This is a genomic window from Paenibacillus sp. ALJ109b (genome assembly GCF_010747435.1).
GTDB lineage: Bacteria > Bacillota > Bacilli > Paenibacillales > Paenibacillaceae > Paenibacillus > Paenibacillus taichungensis.
Window position 1 is genome coordinate 48,671 of the sequence record NZ_JAAIFP010000023.1, and the last position, 13,015, is coordinate 61,685.

Annotated in this window: 11 protein-coding genes; 2 read left to right on the forward strand and 9 right to left on the reverse strand. The window is 47.3% G+C overall.

The genetic code is table 11. From position 1 onward, the window contains the following. Positions 1-5: 5 nt before the first annotated feature. The 9 genes from G3352_RS20725 to G3352_RS20765 form a co-directional block, all read right to left on the reverse strand. Positions 6-1,907: an ABC transporter ATP-binding protein gene (locus G3352_RS20725; protein ID WP_163759371.1), complete on the reverse strand. Its 1,902-nt coding sequence runs from the start codon at positions 1,905-1,907 to the stop codon at positions 6-8. Positions 1,908-1,910: 3 nt separating this feature from the next. Next, positions 1,911-3,107, reverse strand: a complete 1,197-nt coding sequence (locus G3352_RS20730; protein ID WP_163759373.1) for a nucleotidyltransferase domain-containing protein — start codon at positions 3,105-3,107, stop codon at positions 1,911-1,913. Next, positions 3,091-3,573 (reverse strand): lasso peptide biosynthesis B2 protein, encoded by a 483-nt coding sequence (locus G3352_RS20735; RefSeq protein WP_163759375.1) that lies wholly within the window; start codon positions 3,571-3,573, stop codon positions 3,091-3,093. The genes G3352_RS20730 and G3352_RS20735 overlap by 17 nt, the downstream gene beginning before the upstream one ends. Positions 3,574-3,577: 4 nt before the next feature. Then, positions 3,578-3,877, reverse strand: coding sequence for a lasso peptide biosynthesis PqqD family chaperone (locus tag G3352_RS20740; protein ID WP_163759378.1), 300 nt, complete (start codon positions 3,875-3,877; stop codon positions 3,578-3,580). Continuing rightward, a complete protein-coding gene (locus tag G3352_RS20745) occupies positions 3,874-4,821 on the reverse strand; it encodes an aldolase (RefSeq protein WP_163759380.1) in 948 nt (315 codons plus the stop codon). Before G3352_RS20745 ends, G3352_RS20740 begins: the two co-directional genes overlap by 4 nt. A gap of 143 nt (positions 4,822-4,964) precedes the next feature. Then, complete coding sequence (locus G3352_RS20750) at positions 4,965-5,102, reverse strand: paeninodin family lasso peptide (protein ID WP_205524973.1); 138 nt, start codon at positions 5,100-5,102, stop codon at positions 4,965-4,967. A gap of 73 nt (positions 5,103-5,175) precedes the next feature. Then, positions 5,176-7,107, reverse strand: a complete 1,932-nt coding sequence (locus tag G3352_RS20755) for an asparagine synthase-related protein (RefSeq protein WP_163759382.1) — start codon at positions 7,105-7,107, stop codon at positions 5,176-5,178. Then, positions 7,104-8,372 carry a sulfotransferase family protein gene (locus G3352_RS20760; protein WP_163759383.1) on the reverse strand — a complete coding sequence of 423 codons (1,269 nt, stop codon included), beginning with the start codon at positions 8,370-8,372 and terminating at the stop codon, positions 7,104-7,106. Before G3352_RS20760 ends, G3352_RS20755 begins: the two co-directional genes overlap by 4 nt. A 380-nt stretch (positions 8,373-8,752) precedes the next feature. Then, positions 8,753-10,093 carry an MFS transporter gene (locus G3352_RS20765; RefSeq protein WP_163759385.1) on the reverse strand — a complete coding sequence of 447 codons (1,341 nt, stop codon included), beginning with the start codon at positions 10,091-10,093 and terminating at the stop codon, positions 8,753-8,755. Positions 10,094-10,357: 264 nt separating this feature from the next. On the opposite strand from G3352_RS20765, the gene yhbH reads away from it, so the two are divergent. Together yhbH and G3352_RS20775 are read left to right on the forward strand one after the other, a co-directional pair. Then, positions 10,358-11,524 (forward strand): sporulation protein YhbH, encoded by a 1,167-nt coding sequence (gene yhbH / locus G3352_RS20770; protein ID WP_163759387.1) that lies wholly within the window; start codon positions 10,358-10,360, stop codon positions 11,522-11,524. After that, positions 11,521-12,960: a SpoVR family protein gene (locus G3352_RS20775; protein WP_163759388.1), complete on the forward strand. Its 1,440-nt coding sequence runs from the start codon at positions 11,521-11,523 to the stop codon at positions 12,958-12,960. The genes yhbH and G3352_RS20775 overlap by 4 nt, the downstream gene beginning before the upstream one ends. Positions 12,961-13,015 lie beyond the last annotated feature (55 nt).

Sequence of the window (13,015 nt, forward strand, 5' to 3'; positions counted from 1 at the left end):
GAGAATTATTGCCCCACGACACCTGCCTGCATATTCAACAGTTTGCTGAACGTGCCAACCGGATCAGTAGACAATTGCTGATAACCCCCTTGTTGGATAACCCGGCCCTCATCCAATACAATCACTCGATCTGCTGTTCGAATAGTGGATAGTCGGTGTGCGATAACAATTACGGTAACATGCCCTTTCAGGCGTTCAAGAGCCTCATGAATATGCTGTTCGTTCTCACTATCCAGCGCACTTGTCGCCTCATCCAATACCAATACAGAAGGGTTCCGAAGCATGGCGCGGGCAAGCACCAAACGCTGACGTTCACCACCAGACAGGCGGATGCCCCGATCACCGATAATAGTATCCAGTCCTTGTGGAAGTTTGCGGACAAACGCTGCAGACGAAGAGAACTGTAATGCATGCCACATCTGTTCTTCACTGGCATTTGGATCAACCAGGCGCAAATTTTCACGAATACTCGTATGGAACAGAAAAGGGTCCTGTGAGACATATCCGATTGAACTTCTCCAGGCTAACAATCGATCCTCGGTTAACGGCACCCCGTCCACCAAAATCTGACCACTCTCCGGACGTATGAGTCCCATAATCAAATCTATCATCGTGCTCTTCCCGGCTCCCGACTTGCCTACAATGGCTGTCATGCCTTTCGCAGGGATGGATGCATACGCTTCGAATAACGAGTAGGTATTGCTACCTTCGTAGCGATAATTCACTTGCTGACACTCGATGGACTCCTTAAGCACCAGGGGTTCAATGGGCCGCCCATCGCCATCTTCCTGCTCGTTCGGCTTGACCTCGGCCTTCATTCTAACCGAACGTGGACCGGGAACCGTTAACTCCTCATCATATGGTTCACCAGCATTACCCGTTTTTTCGCTAATCTCACGGCTTTTCTCGGTTTCTGTCTGTAACTCTCTCACAATTTGAAACGCGGGCAGCATCGAACTCATATACTCCAGATTGGATTGAATGGACGTGAAACGTGGCCACAACCGTGAAAAGATCAGAATGATGAGCAACAAACTTGCCGGAGGGACAGCGAGTACATGTAGAGATAAATAGATAAAAGCAGCAATAATGACAGCCGCGGATATTCGATGAATCAATTGTGTGCCGCTGTTCAACTGGCTGAACTGAATCACGTTACGTTCAATTCGCCCACACATACGTTCAAACCAGCTAATATGTGATTTTTCGAGCATATTGCTCTTAATATCCTTGATACCGTTAAAGTGCTCTGTAATACCGTTATAATAGCTCTGGGAATATTCCGACGTCTGATCCCCAATCTGCTTTGCCCGTTTCACGAATTTTCTTAAGACAATAAACAATACCAATCCGCAGACCAGGACAAGAGCGGTTAACTTGGCAGACAACCAGAAGGCCAGGCCGATTTGAATGCCGGTGAAGATCAAGGAAGCCGCCATTTGCAGCATAATATTCGTTCCCTGACTGACACGGGCGAGTTCGGTCGTTAATATATGATTAAAATCGGATTTTCGTTTTTGGAGAAAAAAAGACCACTGCGCCATAATGATGGCACGATAGGTTTCCATGCGCAGCGTTCGAACAAATTGCTGCTGAATTCGAGTGTTGCGAATCGTCTGAAGACGTTGTAGCCACGCCTGTCCAGAAACAATGAGGACAAAGGTCAACAATACCAGCAGCAGCCGGCCATTTTCCGGAAAACGATTTAAAAATTCTGAAATCCAGGGTAAGTGCAGACCTGTTGAACCCATTTCAAAAATACCAATAAGACTTAACATCGGAACGAGCATATATATGCCTATTCCTTCCATCAGACTGATGCAGATCATGCCCAGCAGGTTCCAATACAACACTGGGCCCGTTACACGATGCAATTTCCGCATAAAAAATTGTAATTCCGAAATCATACGTTATCCCCTCTCCGTCATCGTGTTCCTTTTGATTCGCCGCCAGAACCAGAGAAACGGACGTAACGGAAAATACAAAAAATGCAGTGAACGCGGAAGTGGTAGTTGGTCTACATCCCAGGTACTCGGATACAAACGTTCGATAAAGAAAAACAGCTTCTGCCTTGTGCTTCGCAGTGCGAACAGATAGGAACGATAACTTTTTACATCTGCCGGGCTCTCAATCATCTCATTCATGAACACTACGCCGCGTCTGGCTAATTTCTCTCCCACACGTTCGTGAGAAGAAAACAAAGCAAGATAATTGGCATCCAACGGGGTGTCCAGTAATACCGAAGCCAGATGAAGAGCTTGTGAACCGATAGATAATCTGCCTTCTGCTTTCAGGCGTCGCTCCACTTTTTTGACATCCAGTCGCATATTGCGAATCATCTGGTCGATATCCAGTAACCAGCGCAGTCTGAACCACCCGTGTCTTGCGCCATGCGTCACCAAATATGCCCACAGATCCTCCCTTTCCAGCATACGGACAGGCGTCTGGGTATAGGTGCTGAATCGGCTGCGTTTCCACAGTAATTCAAAATCGGTTTCTCTTCCGGAATCCGGGTTAAGCCGCCAATGGATCTCGACTTGGGTTCTTTTGACCGGGTGTTTGTAACAGATATGATGTTCCCGCCATTTCCAGCTGGCAACAGTTGGTGTTCTCTTACCTTCCTTCGATTCATAACCTAGTGATTCAAGAATCTCTTCCGCGAACTCCACATCATCAAAGGGAATGAGAATGTCCAGATCTTTAGAGGTCCGCAAAGAAATATCTCCGTATAGATCATGTGCCAGCGCAGGCCCTTTGAGCGTAATATTCCGAATGCCTCGTTCACGAAAAGCGCCACATACCTGCTCCATCTCGGCTGTCAGATGTAACATGCGGAACGTATTAGCTGTGTATTGCTGCTTCAGGTTCTCCACTACAAAAGCGGGAATAACCGCTGAATCCAACTCTTTTATTTTCAGATAGAGAACAGAGTACAGTCGATGATGATGGGCGAGCTGCAAAAAGAGCTGCCAGTCCATGTCCTTCATCCGTATTTGGGCGTCCTCAGAGGTTATTGCTGTTAGATCGCCTTTAATCATGCTCAAAATCAGCTTAAGCTCCTGCGGAAAATCCGCTGTATATTGTTCCCACTCATGTATCGTAGACAATCTCCCCAGCTCCCTTCTCAGGACACCGTTTGCCAAACACGCCGACAACCGTATATTGGTCCATTGTATCTGCTCCAGTCACAATCAATTTCCCACTTCGAAGCCATGCATGAGCCATCATTTGGCCTTGTTTATTCCGTGCAGTACCCATATATAGAGTACTCTCCACTTTACGTCGTTCCAGCATCTTCATCGCTGCGATTGCCATGACAAGGCAACGACTCTCCCATAATGTATACCTGCTGGCAATAAGTATAGCTTTAGAAATATTTCGTATTGTCGTCACATCAACTCGGTTGAGTCCCGTCATCGGCGTTTCGTACATGGGTGTACCCAGACCAGGAGCAATCTTGGCAAAAGGCATCGCCTTAAGTATTCGTGCCCATCCCAGGTGGACATAAGCTTCCCATACCAATCCACGAATTTCACGTGGCAATGAACGATATGCTTTAATTTTTCGCAACATGGCTCTACTCTCCACGGGTAACGTCAATTAATCCTTCATGTGTCAGATGCTCAAGGAATTGAACAACCTGTTCACGGCATAGCTCTGGTTCAATCTCATATTCTGAGGCTAACACTTCAACCAATTCATTCAATGTTCGTTCTTCACTGATCAGATCCCAGATTCGTCCACCTGTGCTGCCCAGATTATAGTACTTTCCGTTATGAATGCTCATCATGACTTTTTCCCCGCCCATGTCACTGACAAGATTGCCTTCCTTCCGCAACACACGTTCTTCCCCATTCATTGGCTTCGTTGCAGTCATTGTCCTGTATACACTCCTTTACGTGCATGTTCTGTAATCCGGTCAGCCATCTCAAAAGCAGTAAAATCAGATCCTGACCTCGTGATTCTGAAAACTTGGATACTGGCGGACAGTCTTGAGACTGTCTCGAACAGCCATTGTGCCAGACCCTGCCTGGTCACAAGACCACTCCGAAAGGTATGAGAGCACAACATGTGAAGGCGTTCCAATCCTGCTACTTCCATCAGCTGTACGGGTTTCAGCATCTCTTCCGGCTTTGGATCAAGTTCAAAAACAGCAGCAAGCGGAACCGGTCTATCATGAAAATAGTGCTGAACAGGTATCGCGTACTTCGTAATCTCTGCATGAACCGTTGCATAATCCTGTTCCTTCATGCCGAATCCATCAAGGCTGGGCTGCCATAACTTTTGCTGCGGATACCCCGGCGATACGATTGCTCTTCCCCCCGCATCCCATGTCAGTGCCACAACATCATCCGTTAAGAGTGGATAGCCACGTGAAGCAAGTGCAGCGGATAAAGTAGATTTGCCCGCACCCGAATGTCCAACAAATGCATATGCCCAACCGTCAATGACCACCGCACTTCCGTGCAGCGGAAGAATGCCGCGCTGCATCATAATGACCGCCATACATGTGCCCAGCACGAACAATCTAACCTTTTTGTCGTCCGCTCCCGCTTGAGGGGATACCACAATGCGGCGTCCTTGCACCATGAGAAACAGACCCGTATCCTCGATTCGAAAAAAAAGACTGCCATTCCGGGATACAAAGTTATCTCTTCCCACATCCCACTCTTCCCAGTGTGCTTGCAAATCAGCAATCTCAATGTGTACATCCGCATGGACAGATTCAGAATCTGTACCGTTCTGTACGGTTTGGAGTTCAGGCATGGGGAATTGGCTCAACCAACGCAAGCCATACGCTTCATACTGCACAGGCAACAATGAATGACTCCTCCTTCACGATCTGCATATAGATAAAAAAAGCCCTTATATTCGCACTGCTCAATATAAGGGCGGAGGCGAAAAGTGGAATATTGCCCTTTCCGCCCTTCTAAGTATGATGGCACATGTTAAAACTAAACAACTTAGGAAGTTGGATCGTACATGTCAGCATCGTGAACTGTAATCCAGTCGATCTGTCTGTAACCTACGCCCGCCATTGTTTGGTTCACTTCCAATACTTCCAGTGCTGGTGCTTGCCATTCCTTTTTTTCCATTTGCATCGTATTCACCTCCTCTCATGAGTCAACTGATTAGAATCCGTATCCCTTTATATCGCTAGATTCACCAGATACATCAGAACTTTCGGATGAATCGATATACGATCAGGCTATGCATCATTAACCGCAAGTCCGGGTGGGACGCAAGCTCGGGTCGAGGGTTTGGAAAATTAGCAAGTGCGGACTTGATTCGCTCTGTGTTCAATATGCCAGCGACCCGGCTGTCAGAACATAACGCACGTAATTCGGCAGTAAAATCGCCCCAATTGGGAATCATGCGGTGCAACCAATCCGCGGGCTGAACACCACGCACTCGCTGATTTAACCTAACTTTGTCAGGCAGCTCAGGTGATGTAGCCCGCCGAATCAAAGCACGATCCGTCCCTTGATTAACATATTGTTCAATCGGTACGGACAGACAGAAACGGATCACTCTAGCGTCACTCGTAGGATCACGCTCCCATGCCCGATAACGAAGAGAGCATTTGGTGGCGACAGCACCATTTTTGTTCGCAATGGCCAGATTGTTGAATTTCTCTGCCCGTACTTTGAGCGCATCTGCCTGAGCACCGCCTTGCAGAACAATAATTGATTTGAGTCGTTCCAATACGCCTGTTCGTCTAGCAAACTCCGGATGGATTAATTGCACCGACGCAGCTTGGGCAGCTCCCTTTGCCATGGATTTGAACAATTCCGGATACGCTTTACGACCCGTAATTTTGGCAATTCGCGAGAACTTCATCCCGGTACGTTCACTGTACTGCTGCATTTCCCGGAGCCACCGGAACCAACGTCCGCTTTTTAGCAAACTGGCGTAATAATCTAGTGCTGGGCCCCAGGAGACCGTGAAGTTGCCCCGCGCTCCAGTCAATAGGATGCCTGCATCCTGCTGGCTCGCTTTTTCATAAAAACCACGAATCCAGAATGAATTTTCAAAGTATTTATAAGGCATTTCCATAATATCAAGCCAGGTGTCCACTTCACTAAGAGGGCTTCTACCCTCAAAATCAAGATAATTCTCCTTGATATTACCGACATGATTAACCGTAGACTGGATAAACGGGCGTTCATCTGCTAACAGTGTTTTGGATGTGTAATCCGTAAAATCAGACACAGGAACGTAGCTGTAGGCATTTAATGTTTTCCCTTGACTCCGCAGTGTTCCTGATGCATATCCAACCACAGCCCCAGAATCCAGTCCTCCGCTTAAAGCAGCAGCCACCTGTCGATGCGTTCGCAAACGCGATCCAACAGCTTGACCAAATACCTCACGGAATGCTTCTACATATTCCCCGTCGGACTTGAGCCGTAGAGGCTCCACTTCGTCCCAACGATGATATTGTTTCTGTTCCAGCCTGCCATCCCTGAAGCTAAGTGTATGGGCAGGGGGCAGCTGGCTCACTCCGCGATAGACGGTCGAATGGATATCTGCTGAGTCATGCATGTCGGGAATGGCAAGAAATTCGGACAACCAGATTTCGTCCAATTCTTTATGTACACCTTCCAATTGCAGCAACGGATTCATTAAGGTACAGAAGGCAAACCGTTCACCATCATGCCGAAAATAAAAGGATCTCATGCCCGTAATATCTCTGGCAGCGAAGAGTCTACGCTTGCGATCATCCCAGATTGCGAAAGCGAAATCGCCAAGCAGTTTCTCTGCCATATGTTCATCCCACCGCTGATAAGCTCGCAAGATCAGTTCACTATCCGACAATCCGGCTAACTCAGCCCTCGATATGGACAGTTGATCTGCCAGCTGCTCCCGATTATCCAAAATGGCATCCGCCGTGATAGTCAGACCACTCACTTCATCATATAAGGGCAATTGCTCGCTGACTGACTCCGGCGTAATCCACTGGGCGTGGCAGCTTAGAAAAGCTTCATTACCTTTCCATACCCCCGTTGTATCCGCCGGAACGTGGCCCAGACTGGCATATAAGCGCCAACTGTCCTCCCATAACGCTTGCTGACCATCGGTGTGAACAATTCCTGCTATAGCGCTCATGACTTTCCTCCCCGGAGTATCTTGCGCTGTGAAGCCCAGGCGCTTATCTGGTTCCCAAACGGAATCAAGGATTTGATACGCTGAATCTTGCTGTGAGCAGACGCAAGCTGTACCTTTAACCGTTCCCGCTCATTGTACCCTCGCTCCAGCCGATTATCGGCTGCACGTAATGCAGCTTCCAACTGCCTGATCGTTGCCAGTGCGGCCAGTGTCGGGTCAATTGCATCGGGTTCATTCGCTGTCTGATTATCCCTGTTTCCATCTGGAGTATTGCTCGCTAGGTCTACAGGCTGCATCCGGTAACCCTGCTGCCAGCTGCTGCCCGTTGCTTCTGAGAATTGAAGCGTTAGCTTGGATATGACTTCCTCATCCGGGCCAGCTTCGTAACGTACACCCGTCCATTGCTCGGCTTCTTTGAGCTGTTCACTGTAGCCCATCCGATGGAATAGATCTGCGCCTATCACCCGGCAATAGAATTCAACTTCCTGTGGATCGAGTATTTTTTTCCAGTTGTTAACAGAATCTTTATGAGCTTCCTGATGCGAGGATAGAAACGGATCACCGACACCCATACTATAGAACATATTGGACTTTGTACTGTCCACAAAGCGTCCATATTGCTCTATTCCCTCTTCATATCCGATGCCAAGAAAACCGCATAACTTTTCCATTTCGTCCCGAGGGTTGGAGACAAGTTGTTCGTACTGAACTTCATAGGCATTCGTGTGTTTGTCCGCAAAATAATCATTTAAACGGAGCATGCCCAGTGTGAGATCAACTGCTTTCATATTAAGGTTCGGACTCTGCAAGCTGCGAATCAGTTCGAATCCTTCTCCGGTATGGCGGTTTACCTTTTTGTAGGAAGCAGCTATGGCAAGGGGGTTACGCTGGAGATGAATGCGCTTGGACTGTGGAAACAGGCGATCAAGCCATTCCAGCATATAATAGTAACGAGGAGATTTATCTACGATGAAGTCTGCACCGCTCCCCTCCAGAAATCCGTTATAGATTTCAAGAGCAAAGCTTCTGCACGCCTTCTCAAAACCTTCGTCTGAAACCATAGCGCTGTAAAACTGACGGATAATGGCACTTCCACCATAGGGGCGGGAATCAGCCTTCTGCAAATCTACAAGATTCATCAGAAACCACATCTCCTGTGTGGCAAATACACGGCTGTGATTTTGCAGCATCACGGTGGATAGCGAACTTCCACTGCGAGGTACACATAGTAGTAAGACAAGTCCGTTACCATGAACATCTACCAATGGCAGCCTCTCCTCTGTAAAATTAAAATAAGCATGCAGTTGGTATAGCTCTTTATATCAATATCCGCTAATATTCCCATACGGGAATAGGTAAAATGGATGATGTACTTTCGACAATCTTTAGATACGATATGTATTCATGCTTTTACTCTATGATACAAAATGTATCATGTCAATCTTTTATTTTCACCTTTTCATAATATCTTTCTATCCACTCTATTCTGTTTTCTGTCGTTTAATCACTTATACTTATTCTATGACCCTCATCATTTGTAACTATTGCATAAACATGAAAAAGCTCCAGAGCAGTTTACGAAAAACATGCCCATGGAGCTACTATTATTAATGATGAACATTAGCTATAAAACGTTAATAACCACTTATCCAGTCGATCTTGCCTCTGAGCTTTTTCCCGAAATGGGATGATGCATCCAGCCCTGCCCTTCTTCCTGATCCGCCTGAATCGCATCCGACATCCCCTGCTGCACTTTCACAGTCACCAGCACTGCAATCCCCGCAGCGAAAAAGAAAATTAAAGACAGAATCCCCCAACGGGTTGACCCTGTTAATTGGCCCACCCAACCAAACACAAACGGCCCAAAAATGGAAGAAAATTTTCCTGTAATATTCACAAATCCAAAATACTCTCCAGTTCTACCAGCAGGTATCAAATTACTGAACAAAGAACGCGCTGTTGATTGACTTACGCCCTGCACTACGCCAACCAGCCCAGCGAGCAGATAAAAATGAATGGCTGACGTCATGAAATACCCTAAGATAACGATGCATATGTAAATGGACAAGCTTACCATCAACACCTGCTTCGCGCCCCAACGCTGTGCCCATGCCCCCAGCAACAATGTGCAAGGAAACCCGATAAACTGGGTCAGTAACAAAGCCAGCATCAGATCTGCTGTTCCGATCCCAATGCTTGTTCCATAGATCGTTGCCATCAAGATAATCGTGTTAATGCCGTCATTGAAAAACCAGAAAGCAACCAGCATGCGCATCAACTGGGGAAAGCGCCGTATCTGGCGAAAAGTTCGGCCAAGTCTGCGTACACCCACTCCTGCATACCCTTTCCATGACTTGGGCATATCCGGTGCAGCAGGTCGACGCGGGGCATGGCGGAATAAAGGAATGGAAAATACCAACCACCACAACGCTACGGAAATAAAAGCAAGTCTTGTTCCCGCAAGTGTACTCGCCATCCCAAACCACTCAGGCTGCTGAATCATTAGCATATTGATCGCAAGAAGCAATCCTCCACCAATATAACCATAAGCATAGCCTTTGGAGGAGATCATATCTCTTCGATCGGCTGACACCAGATCAGGCAGCATTGCATCATAGAATGTATTTCCACCTGCAAACCCGATTGTCGAAATGACCAGCAGTGCAGAAGCGAGCAGCCAGTCTCCCTCCCCAATGAAACTGAATCCGAGTGTTGCAACGATGCCAATGATAGAGAATACTCGCAGAAAATCACCTTTGCGCCCCGCTAAATCCGCTAATGTCCCCAGCAAAGGAGTTAGCAGCGCTACACATAACATACCGATGGAATGGGTGTATGCCAGATAAGATGCTGCGGTATCTGCATCGAGTGTAGCTGCAGCCACGGAAGCGTAGAAGACGGGGAGAACGGCAGCAAGTACCGTCGTCGCATAGGCCGAGTTGGCCCAATCATACATAATCCATGCCTTAACTGCCCTTTTATCCAAATGATATCCTTCCTTTGCACACATCCCTCTGAGGGATGTCAAGTAAACACCTGTCCCTATTGTAAAGGAAGTTCGTCACACTTGTTCATCGTTTCTGTAAAAAAGTTCCGGACGATCTGTACAATTTTAGATGATCCCGGAAGGCAAACTCGCGTAATTGTATCATTTTATCTACTCACGCATCACATATCGTCCCCGCCCGTGAATATACTTAATTACCGACAGGCCAAACTGTGCCGCGTAATCTCAATGGGGGGTGCCTACATGTCAAATTCAAACCAGCCTTACTCGTTCGTCGTATCCCGGGAAGATTGGTCGCTTCACCGCAAAGGGTACCAGGACCAGCAACGCCATCAGCAAAAGGTTAAAGATGTCATCAAGCAGAATCTGCCTGATTTGATTACTGAAGAAAACATCATTATGTCCGATGGACAACAAATCATCAAGGTACCAATCCGCAGCCTGGATGAGTACCGTTTTGTGTATAACTACCAAAAGCAAAAACATGTGGGGCAGGGAGACGGTGACAGTCAGGTCGGGGATGTCATCGGTCGTGATCCCGCTTCGAAGAAACCAGGCAAAGGTGAAAAGGCCGGAGATCAACCCGGGCATGACATTGTTGAAGCCGAGGTGAGCATCGAGGAATTGGAAGATATGCTTTTTGCGGAACTGGAGCTTCCGGATCTGAAGCAAAAAGACAAGGATCAGATTGAGACACATACAGTGGTATTCAACGATATTCGCAAAAAAGGCATGCAGTCCAATATTGACAAGAAACGCACTATATTGGAGAACTTGCGTCGCAACGCCACTACCGGCAATCCGGGTATTCACCATATCAGTCCGGATGATCTGCGTTACAAGACGTGGGAAGACAAAATTATTCCACAGTCCAATGCAGTCATTATCGCCATGATGGACACTTCCGGGTCCATGGGCTCCTTTGAGAAATATTGCGCTCGGAGCTTTTTTTTCTGGATGACCCGCTTCCTCCGCCGTCAGTATGAGAAGGTCGAGATTGTTTTTCTCGCCCATCATACCGAAGCCAAGGAAGTTACCGAGGAAGAATTCTTCACACGCGGCGAAAGTGGAGGTACCATCTGCTCCTCTGTATATATGAAGGCACTGGAAATTATTGATAGCCGTTATCCACCTTCCAGCTACAATATCTACCCTTTCCACTTCTCGGACGGAGATAACCTGACCTCGGATAATGAGCGGTGTGTCAAACTGATTGGTGAGCTGATGAAGCGCAGCAACATGTTTGGATATGGCGAGGTGAACCAGTACAACCGCAGCAGCACACTCATGTCCGCCTATCGTCATATCAAGATCGACCAGTTCATGTATTATGTGATCAAAGAAAAAGGCGAAGTGTACAAAGCTTTGCGCAGCTTTTTCCAGAAACGGGAAGGAGGCAGCGTAAGATGACAGATGAAATTCGCGACCTTGAATACGCCATTGCCGAGATTATGGAGATTGCCGATGGATTCGGCCTGGATTATTATCCGATGCGTTATGAAATATGCCCTGCCGATATCATCTATACCTTTGGAGCGTATGGTATGCCGACCCGGTTCAGTCACTGGAGCTTCGGGAAAACTTTTCATAAAATGAAGATGCAATATGATTTTGGACTCAGTAAAATTTATGAGCTCGTAATCAATTCCAACCCTTGTTACGCCTTCCTGCTGGATGGCAACTCGCTGATCCAGAACAAGCTGATCGTCGCACACGTGCTGGCTCACTGCGATTTCTTCAAAAACAACGCCCGCTTCTCCAAGTCGAATCGTAATATGGTGGAGAGCATGGCAGCGACGGCTGATCGGATCAGCAACTATGAGATGGAATATGGTACAGAGGCCGTTGAAGCGTTCATTGACGCCGTTATAGCGATTCAGGAACATGTCGATCCACAGTTGATCAAACCCCGCCATTTGGACAAACAACGTTATATGGAGATGAAAATGCGGGAGCAGCGTGGGGAGAAAACGCCAAGGCCGGAAGGTCGCTATGATGACTTGTGGTCCCTTGATGATACCCAGATCGAGGAAACACCTGCGGAAGGAATACAAGTGCATCACTTCCCGCCAGAACCGGAAAAGGATGTCATGTGGTTTATCCAGGAATTTTCTGAAGTGTTGACGGATTGGCAGCGGGATATTATGAGTATGATGCGTGAGGAAATGCTCTATTTCTGGCCGCAGATGGAAACGAAAATTATGAATGAAGGCTGGGCCTCCTACTGGCATCAACGTATTATACGGGAGCTCGACCTGAACAGTGAGGATACGATTGAATTTGCCAAACTAAACTCTTCCGTCGTGCAGCCATCCAAGCAAAGTCTGAATCCCTACTATTTAGGGCTGAAAATATTCGAGGATATTGAACGTCGCTGGGATAACCCGTCCAGGGAAGAACGAGAACGTTTTGGACGCCAACCTGGGCAAGGTCGTACCAAAATGTTTGAGGTACGTGAATTCGATTCCGATACTTCATTTATCCGCAATTACATGACCAAGCAATTAACCGAAGACCTCGACCTCTATGTATTCGAGAAAAAAGGCCCGGACTGGAAAATTACCGACAAGTCCTGGCAAAACATACGGGATCAGCTTGTATTTTCACGCATCAACGGTGGTTCTCCGTACCTCGTCGTTCAGGATGCCGATTACCTGCGCACAGGAGAACTCGTGCTCAAGCATCAATATGAAGGCATTGAGCTGGATCTGAAATATATGGAACGGACCCTTCCTTATCTGTACCGTCTCTGGGGGCGTACCGTCCATGTAGAAACGCGCGTAGAAGATAAACCGATCTGGTTCACATATGACGGCAAGAAGCATCACCGCAAGTTTTTATCATAAGAATACAAAAAGCGGCAAGTCCCTGGCATATGGCGGGGACTTGCCGCTTGGCAAT